General features: G+C 71.7%; 12 protein-coding genes. 5 read left to right on the forward strand and 7 right to left on the reverse strand.

Annotation, left to right across the window (positions count from 1 at the left end):
- Window position 1 precedes the first annotated feature (1 nt).
- Window positions 2-598, reverse strand: coding sequence for a GNAT family N-acetyltransferase (locus IE140_RS32310; protein ID WP_150196676.1), 597 nt, complete (start codon window positions 596-598; stop codon window positions 2-4).
- Between the two features lie 263 nt (window positions 599-861).
- Here IE140_RS32310 and secA point away from each other — a divergent pair, with 263 nt between their 5' ends.
- Window positions 862-3,681: a preprotein translocase subunit SecA gene (secA, locus tag IE140_RS32315; RefSeq protein ID WP_032765105.1), complete on the forward strand. Its 2,820-nt coding sequence runs from the start codon at window positions 862-864 to the stop codon at window positions 3,679-3,681.
- A gap of 68 nt (window positions 3,682-3,749) precedes the next feature.
- Here the strand turns inward: secA and IE140_RS32320 are convergent, their stop codons facing one another.
- A complete protein-coding gene (locus IE140_RS32320) occupies window positions 3,750-4,259 on the reverse strand; it encodes an Rv3235 family protein (RefSeq protein WP_150196677.1) in 510 nt (169 codons plus the stop codon).
- A gap of 274 nt (window positions 4,260-4,533) precedes the next feature.
- Here IE140_RS32320 and IE140_RS32325 point away from each other — a divergent pair, with 274 nt between their 5' ends.
- Both IE140_RS32325 and IE140_RS32330 read left to right on the forward strand, forming a co-directional pair.
- Window positions 4,534-5,040: a DUF6912 family protein gene (locus IE140_RS32325; RefSeq protein ID WP_032765104.1), complete on the forward strand. Its 507-nt coding sequence runs from the start codon at window positions 4,534-4,536 to the stop codon at window positions 5,038-5,040.
- Between the two features lie 62 nt (window positions 5,041-5,102).
- Window positions 5,103-5,789: an HAD family hydrolase gene (locus IE140_RS32330; protein WP_032765103.1), complete on the forward strand. Its 687-nt coding sequence runs from the start codon at window positions 5,103-5,105 to the stop codon at window positions 5,787-5,789.
- A 241-nt stretch (window positions 5,790-6,030) separates the two neighbouring features.
- On the opposite strand, the gene IE140_RS32335 is transcribed toward IE140_RS32330, so the two are convergent.
- A complete protein-coding gene (locus IE140_RS32335; RefSeq protein WP_093444041.1) occupies window positions 6,031-6,597 on the reverse strand; it encodes a DJ-1/PfpI family protein in 567 nt (188 codons plus the stop codon).
- 454 nt (window positions 6,598-7,051) lie between these two features.
- On the opposite strand from IE140_RS32335, the gene IE140_RS32340 reads away from it, so the two are divergent.
- On the forward strand, window positions 7,052-12,067 hold the full coding sequence (locus tag IE140_RS32340; RefSeq protein ID WP_150197984.1) for an NAD-glutamate dehydrogenase: 5,016 nt from the start codon (window positions 7,052-7,054) through the stop codon (window positions 12,065-12,067).
- Window positions 12,068-12,306: 239 nt separating this feature from the next.
- Here IE140_RS32340 and IE140_RS32345 read toward each other — a convergent pair whose 3' ends face one another.
- Complete coding sequence (locus IE140_RS32345) at window positions 12,307-13,098, reverse strand: ABC transporter ATP-binding protein (RefSeq protein WP_150197982.1); 792 nt, start codon at window positions 13,096-13,098, stop codon at window positions 12,307-12,309.
- Complete coding sequence (locus tag IE140_RS32350) at window positions 13,091-14,038, reverse strand: ABC transporter permease (RefSeq protein ID WP_373296209.1); 948 nt, start codon at window positions 14,036-14,038, stop codon at window positions 13,091-13,093. Before IE140_RS32350 ends, IE140_RS32345 begins: the two co-directional genes overlap by 8 nt.
- Before the next feature lie 162 nt (window positions 14,039-14,200).
- On the opposite strand from IE140_RS32350, the gene IE140_RS32355 reads away from it, so the two are divergent.
- On the forward strand, window positions 14,201-14,821 hold the full coding sequence (locus IE140_RS32355; protein ID WP_032765096.1) for a TetR/AcrR family transcriptional regulator: 621 nt from the start codon (window positions 14,201-14,203) through the stop codon (window positions 14,819-14,821).
- Between the two features lie 6 nt (window positions 14,822-14,827).
- Here IE140_RS32355 and IE140_RS32360 read toward each other — a convergent pair whose 3' ends face one another.
- Together IE140_RS32360 and IE140_RS32365 are read right to left on the reverse strand one after the other, a co-directional pair.
- Window positions 14,828-16,051, reverse strand: coding sequence for a hypothetical protein (locus tag IE140_RS32360; protein ID WP_150198025.1), 1,224 nt, complete (start codon window positions 16,049-16,051; stop codon window positions 14,828-14,830).
- A gap of 77 nt (window positions 16,052-16,128) precedes the next feature.
- Window positions 16,129-19,782: a bifunctional glycosyltransferase/CDP-glycerol:glycerophosphate glycerophosphotransferase gene (locus IE140_RS32365; protein WP_150198023.1), complete on the reverse strand. Its 3,654-nt coding sequence runs from the start codon at window positions 19,780-19,782 to the stop codon at window positions 16,129-16,131.
- Window positions 19,783-19,824 lie beyond the last annotated feature (42 nt).

Genomic DNA, 19,824 nt, shown 5'->3' on the forward strand with positions numbered 1-19,824 from the left:
CCTAGACGCCGCCACTGACAGCCCGGCCCCGCCCGGGGACGTACGGGTGGGTGCCCGCGAGCCCGAGGTCGGACGGGAGCAGGGCCGCCGTCCAGGCGTCACGCCGCACGCCCTTGTTGAGCAGCCCGGACCGCTGTTCGCCCTCCAGCCGGAACCCCGCCCGCAGGGCGACGGCCCGTGAGGCCAGATTGCCGATCTCGGCCCGCCACTCCAGCCGGTCCGCCCCGAGCGAGGCGAAGGCCCAGCGGGCGGAGCCGAGCACCGCCTCGGTGGCGTAGCCGTTGCCGCGGTGCTCCTTGGTGGACCAGTAGCCCACCTCGTACGTCCCCGGACGGCTGCGGCGGTCGATGCCGAGCGCCCCGACGAGGGTCCCGTTCCCCCGCAGGGTCAAAGCAAAGCCGTAGGCGGAGTCGTCCTGCCAGCCCGCCGGGGCGAGCTTCGTGGTGAACAGTTCCGCGTCGGTGAGGCGGTACGGGGAGGGGATCACCGTCCACCGCTGGATGTCCGGGTCCTGACAGGCGGCGTGCACCCGGTGGGTGTCCTGCGGGCCGAAGGGCCGCAGGACCAGGCGTTCCGTGGTGAGGGTGATCGGCTCCATGGGCCGATTCTCGTGAGCCCGCCGCCCCGATGCGAGCACTTTCGGGCTTCCCGGCACCTTCCGCGCCCCTGGACCGTTGTCCTATAAGGGTGCGGCAAGGTCCACGCCTGAGGGTGCGGCAAGGTCCACGCGACGGCAGCCCTCCCGACGCGGTGGTGTCCTCGCTTACGATGGCCATTGCGGTGGGGCCCACCTGCCGTGCCCGCGCCAGAGTCCATCACACGACCCAGTGCCAGGCCCGACCGGCAAGGAGACCAGCCTCAGTGTCCGTCTTCAACAAGCTCATGCGTGCAGGCGAAGGCAAGATCCTGCGCAAACTGCACCGCATCGCGGACCAGGTCAGCTCCATCGAAGAGGACTTCGTCAACCTCTCCGACGCCGAGCTGCGGGCGCTCACCGACGAGTACAAGGAACGGTACGCGGACGGCGAGAGCCTGGACGACCTGCTTCCCGAAGCGTTCGCCACGATCCGCGAGGCCGCCAAGCGAGTCCTCGGGCAGCGCCACTACGACGTACAGATCATGGGTGGAGCCGCCCTGCACCTCGGCTATGTGGCCGAGATGAAGACCGGTGAGGGCAAGACCCTCGTCGGCACCCTGCCCACGTATCTGAACGCGCTCTCCGGCAAGGGCGTGCACCTGATCACGGTCAACGACTACCTCGCCCAGCGTGACTCCGAGCTCATGGGCCGGGTCCACAAGTTCCTGGGTCTGTCCGTCGGCTGCATCGTCGCCAACATGACCCCGGCCCAGCGCCGCGAGCAGTACGGCTGCGACATCACGTACGGCACGAACAACGAGTTCGGGTTCGACTACCTCCGCGACAACATGGCGTGGTCCAAGGACGAACTCGTCCAGCGCGGCCACAACTTCGCCGTGGTCGACGAGGTCGACTCGATCCTCGTCGACGAGGCCCGTACGCCGCTGATCATCTCCGGCCCGGCCGACCAGGCCACCAAGTGGTACGGCGACTTCGCCAAGCTGGTCACGCGCCTCACCAAGGGCGAGGCGGGCAACCAGCTCAAGGGCATCGAGGAGACCGGCGACTACGAGGTCGACGAGAAGAAGCGGACCGTGGCCATCCATGAGTCCGGCGTCGCCAAGGTCGAGGACTGGCTCGGCATCGACAACCTCTACGAGTCGGTGAACACCCCGCTCGTCGGCTATCTGAACAACGCCATCAAGGCGAAGGAACTGTTCAAGAAGGACAAGGACTACGTCGTCATCGACGGCGAAGTCATGATCGTCGACGAGCACACCGGCCGTATCCTCGCCGGCCGCCGCTACAACGAGGGCATGCACCAGGCGATCGAGGCGAAGGAAGGGGTGGACATCAAGGACGAGAACCAGACCCTCGCCACGATCACCCTGCAGAACTTCTTCCGCCTCTACGACAAGCTCTCCGGCATGACCGGTACGGCGATGACCGAGGCCGCCGAGTTCCACCAGATCTACAAGCTCGGCGTGGTGCCGATCCCGACGAACCGGCCGATGGTCCGCGCCGACCAGTCGGACCTGATCTACCGCACCGAGGTCGCGAAGTTCGCCGCGGTCGTCGACGACATCGCCGAGAAGCACGAAAAGGGCCAGCCGATCCTGGTCGGCACCACCTCGGTCGAGAAGTCCGAGTACCTCTCGCAGCAGCTCTCCAAGCGCGGTGTCCAGCACGAGGTCCTCAACGCCAAGCAGCACGACCGGGAGGCGACGATCGTCGCCCAGGCGGGCCGCAAGGGCGCCGTCACCGTCGCGACGAACATGGCCGGACGAGGCACCGACATCAAGCTCGGCGGCAACCCGGACGACCTCGCCGAGGCGGAGCTGCGCCAGCGCGGCCTCGACCCGGTGGACAACGTCGAGGAGTGGGCGGCCGCGCTGCCCGCCGCGCTGGAGGCGGCCGAGCAGGCCGTGAAGGCGGAGTTCGAAGAGGTCAAGGAGCTCGGCGGGCTCTACGTGCTGGGCACCGAGCGCCACGAGTCGCGCCGTATCGACAACCAGCTGCGCGGCCGTTCCGGCCGTCAGGGCGACCCGGGCGAGTCCCGTTTCTACCTGTCGCTGGGCGACGACCTGATGCGCCTGTTCAAGGCCCAGATGGTCGAGCGCGTCATGTCGATGGCGAACGTTCCGGACGACGTCCCGATCGAGAACAAGATGGTCACCCGTGCCATCGCCTCCGCCCAGTCGCAGGTCGAGCAGCAGAACTTCGAGACGCGTAAGAACGTCCTGAAGTACGACGAGGTGCTCAACCGGCAGCGTGAGGTCATCTACGGCGAGCGCCGCCGCGTTCTGGAGGGCGAGGACCTCCAGGAGCAGATCCGGCACTTCATGGACGACACGATCGACGACTACATCCGGCAGGAGACCGCCGAGGGCTTCGCCGAGGAGTGGGACCTGGACCGGCTGTGGGGCGCCTTCAAGCAGCTCTACCCGGTGAAGGTCACCGTCGAGGAACTGGAGGAGGCGGCCGGGGACCTGGCGGGCGTCACCGCCGAGTTCATCGCCGAATCGGTCAAGAACGACATCCACGAGCAGTACGAGGAGCGCGAGAACACCCTCGGCTCCGACATCATGCGTGAGCTGGAGCGCCGCGTCGTCCTCTCGGTGCTCGACCGCAAGTGGCGCGAGCACCTCTACGAGATGGACTACCTCCAGGAGGGCATCGGCCTGCGGGCCATGGCGCAGAAGGACCCGCTGGTCGAGTACCAGCGCGAGGGCTTCGACATGTTCAACGCCATGATGGAGGGCATCAAGGAGGAGTCCGTCGGCTACCTGTTCAACCTGGAGGTCCAGGTCGAGCAGCAGGTCGAGGAGGTTCCGGTGCAGGACGGCGCCGAGCGTCCCTCGCTGGAGAAGGAGGGCGCCGCCGCGGCCCCGCAGATCCGCGCCAAGGGCCTGGAGGCCCCGCAGCGGCCGGACCGGCTCCACTTCTCCGCCCCTACGGTGGACGGCGAGGGCGGTGTCGTCGAGGGCGACTTCGCCAACGACGATGCCTCCGGCGCCACGCGGTCGGCCGACGGCATGACGCGTGCGGAGCGTCGCAAGGCCCAGAAGAGCGGTGGCGGCGGCGGTCGCCGTCGCAAGAAGTAGCCGTAAGGGTTGTTCCCCGGCAGGGGCCGGACGCCGCTTGGTGTCCGGCCCCTGCCGCGTTCGCCGGGTCACCGGGGGCCCGGGGCACCGGCCGTGAGGCGTTCGCCGCCCAGCTCCACGGCGGCGCAGCGCCAGCGCTGGTCGGCGCCCTGTTCCAGCCGGAAGGCCATGGCCCGCACCCGGTCGCCCGCGGCGATGCTGGCGAACGCCTCGACCACCCCCGTGGCGGGCTGGGCCCCTCGGCAGTGGCGGAGGACCGGGCGGCTGCCGTGGGTGGCCCTCAGCGGGGTGCTGGGGGCCAGTTCGGCGAGCTGGTCGTAGGCCTCGCCGATGGTGTGGCCGAGCATCCAGTGCACCGGGCGCTGGCCGCTGAGGACCGCGAGCAGACGCTCGGCGAACCACTGGTGCGGGCGGAGCGGGCGGTGGGGTTGCGGCCTGCGGGAGCGCTGCGGAGGTACCGGGCGGGGGCCGTTCGGTGCCGACCGCGGGCCGTTCGACGCCGATCGAGGACCGCTCGGTGCTGATCGGGGGCCGCTCTGGTCGCGTCGTCCTGCGGGCCTCGTCCTGTCCGTGCTCATGATCCATCGCCCCCGTTGACCGGGCCCGGCTTCTACCGGGCGGTAACTTTTGTTGGGGATCTTCTACGGGGGCGGTCGTCAGCGACGCAAGGGGCCTTCTGGCGCCGATCCGGCGCGGGCGGTTTCACCTATCCGTGGCTCGGGCCTTGCGGGGCAAGGGCGACGGCGGGGGTGACGGGGCGTCGGCCGTGGACGGACGACCCCGGTTGCCGAAACCCGAAAGGGGACGCTCCCACGTATCCTGAGGACGTTTCCCCTACGAAAGCGACCTGCCATGCGCGTGTACGTCCCCCTGACCCTCTCCGGTCTCGCAGCGGCGCACGGTGCGGGCGAGGTCGGCCCCGGGCCGCTGACGGCCTACGCGGTGACCCCCGGGCTGCGTGAGTGGTACGTCTCCGACGACATCGAGGAGCTGGAGTACGCGGCGCTCAACCGGGCCGCCGCCGCCTCGCTCCGGATGATCGCCGGGAGCCCGGACGAGGTGCGCCGCCGGGTCGTCGTCGCCGTCGACGTACCGGACGGGTCCGCCGTCGCCGACCCCGATCACGGGCTGAGCGCGGCATCGCTCGGCGAGGTGCGGATCGCCGCCGCGCTGCCGCTGGCCAAGGCGGCGGCGGTGCACGTGGACGCCGACGACGCGGAGAAGGACGTGGCCGCGGCGGCGGCTGCCCTGGGGGCTGCGGACCTCGGCGACGACGACGCGCAGTTCACGGTGGACGGGGCTGAGGACCACGAGCTGCTGTGGTTCGGCGTGCAGGAGATTCCGCAGCTCATCCGCTGAGGCGGGTGCCGGGCTCGCGCCGAGCCGGCGGGGCTGTCGGACCCGGCGGGTATTTTCTCTGTATGACTTCCGGGACGACACGCACACATCTGGTCTGGGACTGGAACGGCACGCTGCTCGACGACACGCATGCCGTCATCCGGGCGACGAACGCCGCGTTCGCGGAGGTCGAGCTGGCGCCGATCACGCTGGAGCAGTACCGGGAGATGTACACCATCCCCATACCCCGGTTCTACGAGCGGTTCCTGGGCCGGCTGCCCACGGAGGCCGAGTGGGAGCGGATGGACGGTGTCTTCCACCGGTACTACACGGAGCAGCGGGCGGCCTGTGGGCTCACCGCCGGGGCGGAGGAGCTGCTGCACGCATGGCAGCGGGCCGGGCGCAGCCAGTCGCTCCTGAGCATGTACGGGCATGAGCAGCTGGTGCCGGTGGTGCGGGGGTACGGGATCGAGCCGCGGTTCGTCCGCGTCGAGGGGCGTACGGGGCCGTCCGGCGGGAGCAAGGCGCTGCACATGGAGCGGCACTTTGCCGCGCTGGGCGGGGCGGGCGGCGTGGACGGGTTCTCGCCCGAGAACGTGGTGGTCATCGGGGACGCGCTGGACGATGCGGTGGCGGCGGCGCATGTGGGGGCGCGGGCGGTGCTGTACACCGGGGGGTCGCACAGCCGGAGCAGTCTGGAGGGGGCGGGGGTGCCGGTCGTGGACAGCCTGGGGGAGGCCGTGGCGTTGGCGGAGACATTTGGCGCGTAGCGGGTGCGGGGTGAGGTGGTGCGGGTTTCGGGGCGCTGCCCCGGGCCCCGGTCCTCAAACGCCGGACGGGCTGGAAAGGATGCCCTCAAGCGCCGGGCGGGCTGGGAGTGTGCCCGGGCAGGTGGAGTGCCCCTGCGGGCCGGGGTGTGGCTGAGCTGAAGGATGTCCTCAAACGCCGGACGGGCTGGATGGTGTGCCGGGCGGGCTGGAAGGTGCGGCGCTTCGCGGGGGAAAGATCTCCTCAATCGCCCGACGGGCTTGAGCGGAGCACCCTCAGGAACTCTCTCATCCATGCTGCGTGGTCCGGCCAGGCTCTCGACGAGACCAAGGGGCCGTCCGTCACCGCCTCCGCGTCCTGGAACGTTGCGCCCGCGCTCTGCATGTCCGGTTCCAGGGCCGGGTACGCCGTGACCGCGCGGCCGCTGAGGTGGCCGGTGGCGGCGGTGATCAGGGGCCCGTGGCAGATCTGGGCCACCGGGCGGTCCGCCGAGAAGAAGGCGCCGACGATCTTCCGCAGCTCCGCGTTGTTGCGGAGGTACTCGGGGGCCCGGCCGCCGGGGATCACCAGGGCGATGTACGCCCCGGGGTCGACCTCGGAGAAGGACAGGTCGGCGGGCCAGGTGTAGCCGGGCTTCTCCGTGTACGTGTCGAAGCCGGGCTCGAAGTCATGGACCACGAAGCGCAGCGTCTTGCGCTCGGGGGCCGCGATGTCGACCTCGTACCCCTCCTCCAGCAGCCGCTGGTACGGGTAGAGCACTTCGAGCGACTCGGCGGCGTCGCCGGTGACGATGAGGATCTTCTGCGGCATGGCGGACTCCTCGGGGGCGATCGGCCCCGGCAGGTCGGGTCGGGTCGGCTCGTGGGTCCGCCGGGGCCTGGTTCGGGCGTTCTCCACAGATTGCCCCGGTTCCGGGGGTTCGCCAAGGCGGCGCGGCGCACTGTCCAGAGTGTCAAAGTTCGCGGGGTTCTTTTGTACACAAGCAGCTCATGACGCGGTGGGGTGCGGGAGAGATAGCCTGGTGCCGTGATCAGCGCGATACGCCTCGGGGGCAGCGAAGCCCCCGGCCGCCGCCCGGAGTGCCACAGCACCCGGGCGATCCGCGATCTCCCGACTCCGGACCGGCCGTCAAAAATGGCCCATGTGGTCCCGGGGAACTCCCGAAGCGGCATAGCGTCGACCCAGACCGGAAACCCCGCGTCGTGGCGGTACGTCGCTTTTCTCACCTACGTCACGCAACGGCGCGCGACAGGAGCCAGAGGACATGCAGACCAAGCTGGACGAAGCCAAGGCCGAGCTGCTCGCAGGGGCCGCCAAGGTAGCTGACAACGGTCCGGGCGGTGGTGTCGGTGGCCCGGGAGGTGCCCCCCGGGCGCGGGTCTCCGCCGCCGGGGCCGACGCGAGCGCCTCCGCCGGCCAGTACACGGTGCTCGCGTACCTCCAGCGCTACTACCTGCATACGGCTCCGGAAGACCTCAGCGGCCGTGACCCGGTCGACGTCTTCGGCGCCGCCGCCTCGCACTACCGGCTGGCCGAGAACCGTCCGCAGGGCACCGCGAACGTCCGGGTGCACACCCCGACCGTCGAGGAGAACGGCTGGGCCTGCAGCCACTCCGTCGTCGAGGTCGTCACCGACGACATGCCCTTCCTCGTGGACTCCGTCACCAACGAGCTGTCCCGGCAGGACCGCGGCATCCACCTCGTGATCCACCCGCAGGTCACCGTCCGCCGCGATGTCACCGGCAAGCTCATCGAGGTCCTCTCCGGCGGCCCCGGCACCCCGAAGGCCTCCCAGAGCCGGAAGAAGTCCAAGGGCGAGAAGGACCAGAAGAGCGAGCTGCCGCACGACGCGCTCGTCGAGTCCTGGATCCACGTCGAGATCGACCGCGAGACCGACCGCGCCGACCTCCAGCAGATCACCGCCGACCTGCTGCGCGTCCTGTCCGACGTACGGGAGACCGTCGAGGACTGGGGGAAGATGCGCGACGCCGCCCTCCGGATCGCCGACGACCTGCCGGGCGAGCCGCTCGACGACCTCGCCGACGAGGAGGTCGAGGAGGCTCGCGAGCTGCTGCGCTGGCTGGCCGCCGACCACTTCACGTTCCTCGGCTACCGCGAGTACGAGCTGAAGGACAGCGACGCGCTCGCCGCCGTACCCGGCACCGGGCTCGGCATCCTGCGCTCCGACCCGCAGCACAGCGCGGACGAGGCCCACCCGGTCAGCCCGTCCTTCGACCGGCTGCCCGCCGACGTCCGCGCCAAGGCCCGCGAGCACAAGCTCCTCGTCCTGACCAAGGCCAACAGCCGGGCCACCGTGCACCGCCCCAGCTACCTCGACTACGTCGGCGTGAAGAAGTTCGACGCCAAGGGCAACGTCGTCGGCGAGCGGCGCTTCCTCGGCCTGTTCTCCTCCGCCGCCTACACCGAGTCCGTGCGCCGGGTGCCCGTCATCCGCCGCAAGGTCGCCGAGGTCGTCGAGGGCGCCGGCTTCTCGTACAACAGCCACGACGGGCGCGACCTGCTCCAGATCCTGGAGACCTACCCGCGCGACGAGCTGTTCCAGACGCCCGTCGACCAGCTCCGCGCCATCGCGACCTCCGTCCTCTACCTCCAGGAGCGCCGCCGGCTGCGGCTCTACCTGCGCCAGGACGAGTACGGACGCTACTACTCCGCGATCGTCTACCTCCCGCGCGACCGCTACACCACCGGCGTGCGCCTGCGGCTGATCGACATCCTCAAGGAGGAGCTCGGTGGCACCAGCGTCGACTTCACCGCCTGGAACACCGAGTCGATCCTCTCCCGGCTGCACTTCGTCATCCGGGTCCCCGCCGGCACCGAGCTGCCGCACCTGACCGACGCCGACGCCGACCGGATCGAGGCCCGCCTCGTCGAGGCCGCCCGCTCCTGGGCCGACGGCTTCGGAGAGGCGCTCACCGCCGAGCTGGGCGAGGAGCGCGCCGCCGAACTCAACCGCCAGTACGGCCACTCGTTCCCCGAGGGCTACAAGGCCGACCACTCGCCGCGCGCCGCCGTGTCCGACCTGGTCCACCTCGAAACCCTCCGGGAGGGTGAGAAGGACTTCGCCCTCAGCCTGTACGAGCCCGTCGGCGCGGGCCCCGGCGAGCGCCGCTTCAAGATCTACCGGACCGGCGAGCAGGTCTCCCTCTCCGCCGTCCTCCCCGCCCTCCAGCAGCTCGGTGTCGAGGTCGTCGACGAGCGGCCGTACGAGCTGCGCTGCGCGGACCGCACCCACGCCTGGATCTACGACTTCGGGCTGCGGATGCCCCTGGTCAACGGCAACGGCGGCTACCTGGCCGACGACGCCCGCGCCCGCTTCCAGGAGGCCTTCGCCGCCGTCTGGAAGGGCGAGGCGGAGAACGACGGCTTCAACGCGCTGGTGCTCGGCGCCGGGCTGAACTGGCGCCAGGCCATGGTCCTGCGCGCCTACGCGAAGTACCTGCGGCAGGCCGGTTCGACCTTCAGCCAGGACTACATGGAGTCCACGCTCCGCAACAACGTCCACACCACCCGGCTGCTCGTCTCGCTCTTCGAGGCCCGCATGTCGCCCGGCCGTCAGAGTGCCGGAACCGAGCTGACCGACGGGCTCCTGGAGGAGCTGGACGGGGCCCTGGACCAAGTCGCCTCGCTCGACGAGGACCGGATCCTGCGGTCCTTCCTCACCGTCATCAAGGCCACCCTGCGCACCAACTTCTTCCAGCACACGGAGGACGGCACGCCGCACTCCTACGTGTCGATGAAGTTCGACCCGCAGGCCATCCCGGATCTGCCCGCGCCCCGGCCGGCGTACGAGATCTGGGTCTACTCGCCGCGCGTGGAGGGCGTCCACCTGCGCTTCGGCAAGGTCGCCCGAGGCGGGCTGCGCTGGTCGGACCGGCGTGAGGACTTCCGTACGGAGATCCTCGGACTGGTCAAGGCGCAGATGGTGAAGAACACCGTCATCGTGCCCGTCGGCGCCAAGGGCGGCTTCGTCGCCAAGCAGCTCCCGGACCCGTCCGTCGACCGCGACGCCTGGTTCGCCGAGGGCATCGCCGCCTACCGCACCTTCATCTCCGCGCTGCTCGACATCACCGACAACATGGTCGCCGGCGAGGTCGTGCCGCCCACCGACGTCGTCCGCCACGACGAGGACGACACCTACCTCGTCGTCGCCGCCGACAAGGGCACCGCGAGCTTCTCCGACATCGCCAACGAGGTCGCCGTCGCGTACGGCTTCTGGCTCGGCGACGCGTTCGCCTCCGGCGGTTCGGCCGGCTACGACCACAAGGGCATGGGCATCACCGCCCGCGGCGCCTGGGAGTCCGTCAAGCGGCACTTCCGGGAGCTGGGCCACGACACCCAGACCGAGGACTTCACGGTCGTCGGCGTCGGTGACATGTCCGGTGACGTCTTCGGCAACGGCATGCTGCTCTCCGAGCACATCCGCCTGGTCGCCGCCTTCGACCACCGGCACATCTTCATCGACCCGAACCCGGACGCCGCCACCTCGTACGCCGAGCGGCGCCGCCTGTTCGACCTGCCGCGCAGCTCCTGGGCCGACTACAACACCGACCTGCTCTCCGCGGGCGGCGGCATCCACCCGCGCAGCGCCAAGTCCATCCCGCTCAACGCGCACATCCGTGAGGCGCTTGGCATCGACGCGTCGGTGAGCAAGATGACGCCCGCCGACCTGATGCAGACCATCCTCAAGTCGCCCGTCGACCTGGTGTGGAACGGCGGCATCGGCACGTACATCAAGGCCGTCTCCGAGTCGAACGCCGACGTCGGCGACAAGGCCAACGACGCGATCCGCGTCAACGGCGAGGACCTGCGGGCCAAGGTCGTCGGCGAGGGCGGCAACCTCGGCGCCACCCAGCTCGGCCGGATCGAGTTCGCCCGCAACGGCGGCCGGGTCAACACCGACGCGATCGACAACAGCGCCGGGGTGGACACCTCCGACCACGAGGTGAACATCAAGATCCTCCTCAACGGTCTGGTCCGGGACGGCGACATGACCGTCAAGCAGCGCAACAAGCTGCTCGCCGACATGACCGACGAGGTCGGTGCGCTCGTCCTGCGCAACAACTACGCGCAGAACGTCGCCCTCTCCAACGCCTCCGCGCAGGCGCCCTCGCTGCTCCACGCCCAGCAGCGCTTCATGCGCCGGCTGGAGCGGGACGGCGCGCTGGACCGGGCGCTGGAGTTCCTGCCCGCCGACCGGCACATCCGGGAGCTGCTCAGCAACGAGAAGGGGCTCAGCCAGCCCGAGCTGGCCGTGCTGCTCGCCTACACGAAGATCACGACGGCGGACGAGCTGATCTCCACCGTCCTGCCGGACGACCCGCACCTGCAGAAGCTGGTGCACGCCTACTTCCCGAGCGCGCTGCGCGAGCGGTTCCCCGAGGCGGTCGACGGGCACGCGCTGCGGCGCGAGATCATCACGACGGTCCTGGTCAACGACACGGTGAACACCGCCGGTTCGACCTTCCTGCACCGGCTGCGGGAGGAGACCGGGGCGTCGATCGAGGAGATCGTCCGGGCCCAGTTCACGGCCCGTGAGATCTTCGGTCTCTCGCAGGTGTGGGACGCGGTCGAGGCGCTCGACAACAAGGTCGCCGCCGACGTCCAGACCCGGATCCGGCTGCACTCGCGGCGGCTGGTCGAGCGCGGGTCGCGCTGGCTGCTGGGCAACCGGCCGCAGCCCGTCGCCATCTCGGAGACCATCGACCTGTTCCGGGACGGCGTCGAGCAGGTCTGGAACGAACTGCCGAAGCTGGTCCGGGGCGCCGACCTGGACTGGTACCACTCGATCCTGGACGAGCTGACGGCCGCGGGTGTGCCGGACGAGCTGGCGGTCCGGGTGGCCGGGTTCTCCTCCGCCTTCCCGGCGCTGGACATCGTGGCCATCGCCGACCGTACGGGCAAGGAGCCGCTGGAGGTCGCCGAGGTCTACTACGACCTCGCGGACCGACTGCGGATCACGCAGCTGATGGACCGGATCATCGAGCTGCCGCGGGCCGACCGCTGGCAGTCGATGGCCCGCGCCTCCATCCGCGAGGACCTGTACGCGGCGCACGCGGCGCTCACGTCGGACGTGCTGAGCGTGGGGGACGGGTCCTCGACGCCGGAGGAGCGGTTCCGGGCGTGGGAGGAGAAGAACGCGGCGATCCTGGCCCGGTCGCGGTCGACGCTGGAGGAGATCCAGGGGTCGGACGCGTTCGATCTGGCGAATCTGTCGGTGGCGATGCGGACGATGCGGACGTTGTTGCGTACGCACGCGTAGGGGTTGGTTGTTGTACGTCTGAGGGGCCCTTACCTGGTGGTGCCGGCCCCTCGGCGTGGGGGGTGTGTCCTCAAGCGCCGGACGGGCTGAACAGATGTCCTCAAGCGCCGGACGGGCTGGAAAGATGCCCTCAAGCGCCGGACGGGCTGGAAAGATGCCCTCAAGCGCCGGGCGGGCTGGATGTGGCCGGGCGGGCTGGGAAAGTGCCAGGTCGGCTGCATGTGGCCGGGTGGGTTCGGCTACTTGCGGTTCGTGAAGGCTTCGTAGGCCTTCACCACCTCCTTGGCCGGGCCGTCCATCCGTAGCGTGCCCGCCTCCAGCCACAGTGCGCGGTCGCAGGTTTCGGTGATCGACTTGTTGCTGTGGCTGACCAGGAAGACCGTGCCCGCCTCCGCGCGCAGTTCCTTGATGCGGTCCTTGCTGCGGCGCTGGAACTTCGCGTCGCCCGTCGACAGCGCCTCGTCGATCAGGAGCACGTCGTGGCTCTTGGCCGCCGCGATGGAGAAGCGCAGCCGCGCGCCCATGCCCGAGGAGTACGTGCGCATCGGCAGCGTGATGAAGTCGCCCTTCTCGTTGATGCCGGAGAAGTCGACGATCTCGTCGTAGCGTGCGCGGACCTGATCGCGCGTCATGCCCATCGCCAGCCCGCCCAGGATCACGTTGCGCTCGCCGGTCAGGTCGCCCATCAGCGCCGCGTTCACGCCGAGCAGCGACGGCTGGCCGTGGGTGTGGACCTTGCCCCGGGTCGGCGGGAGCAGGCCCGCGACCGCCTTGAGCAGGGTCGACTTGCCCGAGCCGTTGGAGCCGATCAGGCCGATCGCCTCACCCTTGTACGCGGCGAAGCTGACCCCCTTCACGGCGTGCACCTGGCGTGCGCCGGGGGTGCGGCGGCGCGAGGTGAGGCGGCTGAGCGCCGAGGTCGCGCTGCCCCGGCCGGTACGCACGCCGTTGACCGTGTACGTGATGTGGACGTCGTCGACGACGACCGTCGGTACCCGGTGGTCCCCGGGGGTGTTCCTGGCGTCAGCCACGTCCGTACGTCTCCTCGGCCTTCCAGAAGTACACGAATCCCGCCACCCCGCACAGCAGCGCCCAGCCGGCCGCTGCCGCCCAGGCCAGGGGCGGCAGCTGGTCCCACGTGTAGCTGTCGATGAGCGCGTACCGCATGAGGTTGATGTAGAGCGCCGCCGGGTTGTACTCCAGCAGCACCATCACCGCCCGCGGCACCCGGTCGCCGGCCAGCAGGTGGTCCAGGCTCCACATCACGCCGGACGAGTACATCCAGGTCCGCAGCACGAACGGGGTCAGCTGGGCGATGTCGGGGGTCTTCGCCGTCAGGCGGGCCATCGCCATCGACAGGCCCGTGTTGAACAGTGCCTGGAGCGCCAGTGCCGGGACGGCCAGCAGCCAGGTCGGGCGCGGGTACTGGCCGAACGCCAGCAGGATCAGGGTCAGCGCGCCGAGCGAGAACAGCAGTTGCTGGAGCTGCTGGAGAGCCAGTGCCACCGGCAGCGAGGCGCGCGGGAAGTGCAGGGCCCGCACCAGGCCGATGTTGCCGCTGATCGCCCGCGTGCCCGCGGTGATCGAGCTGCTGGTGAACGTCCAGATGAAGACCCCGGTGACCAGGAACGGGACGAAGTCCTCCACCCCGTGCTTGGTGTTCATCAGGACGCCGAAGATGAAGTAGTAGACCGTCGCGTTCAGCAGCGGCGTCATGATCTGCCAGATCTGGCCGAGCTTCGCCCGGCTGTACTGGGCCGTCAGCTTGGCCGTCGCGAACGCCGTGATGAAGTGCCGGCGACCCCAGAGCTGCCGGATGTACTCGGGCAGCGACGGCCGGGCGCCGCTGACCTTCAGGCCGTGCCGGGCCGCCAGGGCCGCCAGCTCACCGGGGGCGTACGTGGGGACGGCGGTGGCCGGGGCGCCCTCCGAGGGGGCGGTCACCGGGGGCGGGGCTGCTGTCTGGCTCAACGATCGACCGCTTTCGACACCGATGGGGCGATGGGGGGGAGGTGGCAGGGCGGGACGGTACGGTCCCGTGGGGACGCCCTCGTTGGGACGGGACCGTATCGTCGTAACGCTGAGAGTAGGACGCTTCTACGTCGCAACGCAACCGTTTCGTCGCGGCCGACTATGCTGCGGGCCATGACCACCGAACGGGGAACCCGCCGCCGCGCCCCCGCAGGCGCCGCCGTCCTGCGCGAGGACGTGACCGACGCCATCCGCGCCGCCGTCTTCGAGGAGCTCGCCGCGGTCGGGTTCGCCCGGATGTCCATCGAGGGCATCGCCCGGCGCGCGGGGGTCGGCAAGACCGCCGTCTACCGCCGCTGGAAGTCCAAGCTGGCGCTCGTCCTCGACCTGGTGGCGGCCGTCGCCGCCCAGGGGATGCCCGCCCCGGCCACCGGTTCGCTGTACGGGGACGTGCGCTCCGTCCTGGAGCTCGCGGCGTACGCCCTGCGCCACCCGGTCGCCTCGCAGGTCATCCCGGACCTGCTGGTCGAGGCGGCCCGCAATCCGGAGATCTCCGACGCGATCAAGGCCGCCCTCCTCGACCAGCAGCAGGGCGTCGCCGCCGTCGTGGTGCGGGAGGCGGTGGCCCGGGGGGAACTGCCGGAAGGCAGCGATCCGGACCGGGCGCTCGACCTCATCGTCGGGCCGCTGTACTGGCGGCTCGTCGTCGTCCGGGGCGAGCTCCCCAAGGGCTACCTGGACGATCTGGCCGCCTCGGCGGTGGCCGCACTCAAGCACACCTGAGGATCCTCAGCCCGCCGCCACCCGCGCCAGCACCTCGCCCGTACGCGTGCTGAACGCCAGCACCGTCGCGTTCTCCGGCAGCTGCTGGTTCCGGGTCAGCAGCAGCCACCGCACCTCGTACCGGGCGGTGATCCCGTCCCGGCGGTCCTGCGGGGTCGACTTGTCGAGATAGGCGGCCACCGCGCGGCTCCTGTCCCGCCGCTCCGTCGTCGCGAGCCCCGCGTCCGGCAGGGCGTCGGCCAGCACGTACGCCCCGTGCCCGGCCAGCGCGTACATCGCCGGGCGGCTGTCCGTCAGGACCACCTCGCCCCGGGGCACGTACGCGGTCGCCCAGGCGTACGGCTCCCCGGCCGCCTTCACACCCTCGGCTGCCGCAGGCGCTGTCGTCAGGCTGTCGATGGGGGCGCGCTGGGCGGTGAGCCCGTTGTAGTACGGCCACAGTGCCGCCACGGTCACCGCGCACACCGCGGCGAACGCCCACCGCCACACGGTCGGCCGGATCCGGGTCCGCGTCCGGAAAGCGATCAGGGCCAGGCACCCGATCGCCGCGCCGATCGCCGTCTGCGGGTGGACCAGCAGGACGAGCCCGAGCAGCACCCCGATCCCGGCCGCCTCGAACCACCGGGGCGACCGGCGGGGTGCCGGATCGCCGCGCTCGGCCACCCGGGCGGCCACGTGGCCGGTCCACGCCCACAGATGCAGGGTGACCGCGACCGCGAACGTGGTCGGCGCGCTCCAGCGCGCCGGGTCCGCCCAGTGGATCAGGCCCAGCGGTACGAGGAGGAGCACCGGAACCCAGCGGTTCGGGGTCAGCAGCCGGGTCAGCCGGCCGATCCCGGTGAGCAGGAGCAGCAGGTTCACCGACGCGGCCAGTGCCACGACGGACGGGCCGGAGAGCTCGGTGGCGCGGGCGGCGACACCTTGGAGCAGCGCGTACGGGGAGTAGTGCGCGCTCGCCACGGCGGGCAGGTCGGTCATGGGGAACGCCGGGTGCAGCAGGTTCACCCGCAGCCGTTCGACGACCGCCGCCTGGAGCCCGGCCTCGCAGCACAGCGGAGCCTGCCAGGCCGCCGCCGACAGCACCGCCCAGAGCAGACCGCCCAGCACGAGGTACGGGGACGGCAGCCACAGGGACGGCCGGGCAGCCCCCTCGGCCCCGTCGCCCGCGGTGGCGGCGGGCGGGAGATCGGCGGCGGAGGACGCGGCGGAGGCAGCAGAGAAGAGGGGCACACCTCATGGGTTCCGTGCGGCGGGCCCGTTCTCCCCGCCGCCACCCGTCCGGGGGATTCCGGGCGACGGGCCCGGAGCTACTCCGCGTCCGCCAGCAGCCGGTCCGCGACCCGGGCCGCCGCGTTGCCGTCGTCCAGGTCGCAGTAGTCGCGGCGGAAGCTCTCGTACGCGTCCGCGTGCCGGGCCGCCGACCTGTCCGTGTCGCGCAGTGCCTGGGCCACCTCGTCCGTCGTGACCAGCAGCGGGCCCGGCGCCCGGGTCTCGAAGTCCAGGCAGAAGCCGCGCACGGTGTCGCGGTAGTGCTCCAGGTCGTACGTGTGGAAGAGCATCGGCCGGCCCGTGAGCGCGAAGTCGAACATCAGCCCCGCGTAGTCCGTCACCAGGACGTCGGCGATCAGGAGCAGCCCCGCCGCCCCCGGGTGGCGCGAGACGTCGAGCACGCCGGGGCCGGCCGGGACGCTCCCGGTGACCCGGGGATGGCGGCGCACCAGCACCGTGTGGCCGGGGCCGAGCGTCCGGGCCAGGGCGTGCGGGTCGAGCGCCGGGTCCCAGCGGTACGGGCCGGGGGCCGTGCGGTCGGCGGAGGAGGCGGACGCGGCGGCCGAGGGATGGGCCAGGTGGTCGCGGTAGGTCGGGGCGTACAGCACCACGCGGTGCTCCTCCGGGATGCCGAGGCCGCGCCGGACCTCCTCGGCGGCCTTGTCCCGTACCGGCGGGAACAGCACGTCGTTGGCGGGCGACCCGGCCTCCAGCACCTCGCCCTCGTACGCGAGCGACCGGCGCAGCAACGGGGTGGCGAAGCGGCTCGGGGAGATCAGTACCGACCACTGGGCCGACCGCTGCGGCAGGGTGGCGAGGTGCTGGTGGTCGGCGTAGAGGGAGTCCGCCAGGCCGGAGCCGAACCGGCCGAGCGGGGTGCCGTGCCAGGTCTGGACGACCGTCTGCCCGGGCCGCCGCTCGAACCAGGCGGGCAGCTGGTCGTCCGTGACGATCCGGCGGGAGCGGGCCAGCGCCTCGTACCAGGCGGCGCTGTGCACGGGGACGGCCCGCGCGCCGGGCGGTACGTGGGTGATGCGGCCGGGGGTGGTACCGGTGACCCACAGGTGTTCGGCGTCCGTGCCCCGGCGCACGAGCTCGGCGTGGACGGCGCGCGGGGAGTCGCCGCCCGCGTAGAGGACGGTGTCGCGGAGGGGGAGCGTGCGCGATGCGTGGGACGTGCGGGGCGTGCGCCGGTCGCGGAGCAGCGGGAGCGTGCGGGACGTGCTGGGCCTGCGCGGGTCCGGGTGGTGCGCGGCGCGCAGGAGCCGCCTGCCGTACGCGCTCCGCCCGGCGGCCGGGAGGCCGGGCGGAGCGACGACGGACAGCCGGTCGCCGTGCCGCCGCTCCAGGCGCAGCGCGGTCTCGTCCTCGTCGCCGCAGGGCAGCTGCGCGGCGGCGGAGCCGAGGACGCGGACGGGGCGGTCGTCCAGGCGGACCTCCCAGCGGCCCTCCGGGAGCGGCGGTGCGATCAGCGCGGAGAAGCGGAGGGCGGGGTGGGTACCCCGGGTACCCACCCCGGTTCCCCGGGCACCCGGGGTCCCGTTCGTGTCGGTCGTCGCATCGATCACCTCGGTCTCCGCGGCCGGGACCACCTCGTGCAGTGTCTCGTGGCGCAGGACCAGTCGGGCGCCGGGCGTGTCCGCTGCCCCCGCCCCCGCCGGGGCGTACGCCCCCGAGATCCGCAGGCCCCCCTCCGGAGTGGCTTCCACCCGGTCCGCGTACGGCAGCCCCGCCAGGTCCAGCACCAGGTCGCCCGCCGGATCCGCGCACGCGGGCGGCGGCAGGTCCGGGGCGGCGGGCAGCGGGACGCGGGTGCCGTCGTCGAGCAGCAGCCGGACCCGCCACCGCGCGCCGCCCGCCGCCTCGACCTCGCGGGGGGCCCGGTGCACGGCGGGCGGGGCGCCGGCGAGTTCGGCGAGCGGCACACGCGCGGTGAACGAGAGCCCGCCGGGCCCGGGTGTACCCGTGTCCGGCCCGGGTGCGCGACCCTGCGGTCCGGAGCCCTCCCCGTACGCCACCGCACAGGAGCACTCCTCGCCGTCCTCGCGGGTCAGCACCAGCGCCGCGGGCCTCGTCGTCCCGTCGAGGAGCCTGCCCGCGATCTCCAGCGAGGCCCCCGCCGTCCCGACGGCGACCGTCCGGTGTTCCTCGGCCCGGGCCCGCAGGTGCGACACCGTCAGCCGGAGGCGGCCGCCCAGGAAGTCCAGCACCGCCCGCCGCCCGTCGCCCAGGTCGTGCACCAGCGGCTGGTCCGCGCCCGCGTCCTGGGCGCGCACCGCGACCCGGCGGATCGTTCCGGGGGCGGCGAGGACCAGGCCCACCAGCCAGCCGCCGCCCTCCGCCGTCGCGGGCAGCCGGTCCGGGTCGAGGACCATCTCGAAGCCCGCATGGTCGTAGCCGTGCAGCTCCTGACCGGAGTTCACCGTCGCCTCGGGGGCGGGAACGGGCCGCACCGGCACCGGCCGCACCGCCCGTCCCCGCTCCGCCCTGACCATGCCCAACGTCAGCCGCCGGTGCGTCGATCCGGCGGGCAGGTTGCGCAGATACGCGTACCCGCGCAGCCGCAGCTTCCCGTCCGCGCCCCACCGCGCCTCCAGGAGCCGCGCGACCGCCGGGACGTCCTTGCCCGTGAGCGGGGCGCTCGCGCCGCGCACGCCGGGGTACACCGCCCGCCTCCGTCCCGGAATGCCCTCGACGGCGAACGTGCCTGTCCCGTTGGCCCGTTCGAAGGCGAGCACCTCCAGCAGCTCCGCCACGCGTCGCTCCCGTACCAGCTGCCACTTGATGCGCAGCTCCACCGGGAGCCCTTCCAGTACCTCGGGACCCGCCCGGTCGACGAAGGCCCCCGCGCCCTCCAGGAACGCCGCCCGGTACGCCTCGCCGCCCATCGGCAGGCCGTCCAGGAAGTACCCGAAGTCGTCGCGGAGGCAGGACGCGTCGTACGCCCGCCGCTGCGCCGCGTCCCGGCCGCCCAGGAACGCGCTGACCTGCTCGCACGCGGCGATCCGGTCCCGTACGCCCGTGACGTCCGTACGCCGCCGGGTGATCGAGCCCTCCCGCACCCGCCAGTAGTAGACGTGCTCGGCGAGGACGTCGACCGAGCCCGCGAGATAGTGCGCGGGGATCATCACCGGCGTGTCCTCGTACAGCCTGCCCTCGGGGAAGGCGAAGGCGTGCGTGTCCCAGAAGGACCGCCGGAACACCTTGTTCCACGCCACCCGGTCGGCCAGCAGACGCGGATCCCGGGTGATGTGCGTACGCGTCCGGGGGCCTGTCAGCCAGCGGTACTGCCAGGCCTGCTGCCGCCCCTGCCCGGTCAGCCTCCACACGTTGCCGGTCGCCAGATCGGAGCCGCTCGACTCCAGGGAGGCCGTCATCCGCTCGTACGCGTCGTGCACGACGACGTCGTCGCTGTCCGCGAACGCCAGGTAGGGCACGGTGGGGGTGGTGTGCCGGACGCCGGTGTTGCGGGCGGCGCTCAGGCCGGCGTTCTGCTGTCGGATCAGCCGGAAGCGGCTGTCCCGCGCCGCGAACTCCGCCGCGATCCGGGCGCTTCCGTCCGTCGAACCGTCGTCGACCATCACCACCTCGATCGCGTCGAGGGTCTGCTCCGCCACCGACCGCAGGCAGTCCTCCAGATAGGCCTCCACGTTGTGGACGGGGACGACGACGCTGAGGAGCGGTGGCTTCATGTCCTGGTCAACAGAGGCCGGGTCCCGGGGTCACCGCCGCTG

It is taken from the genome of Streptomyces parvus (assembly GCF_014648875.1).
GTDB lineage: Bacteria > Actinomycetota > Actinomycetes > Streptomycetales > Streptomycetaceae > Streptomyces > Streptomyces parvus.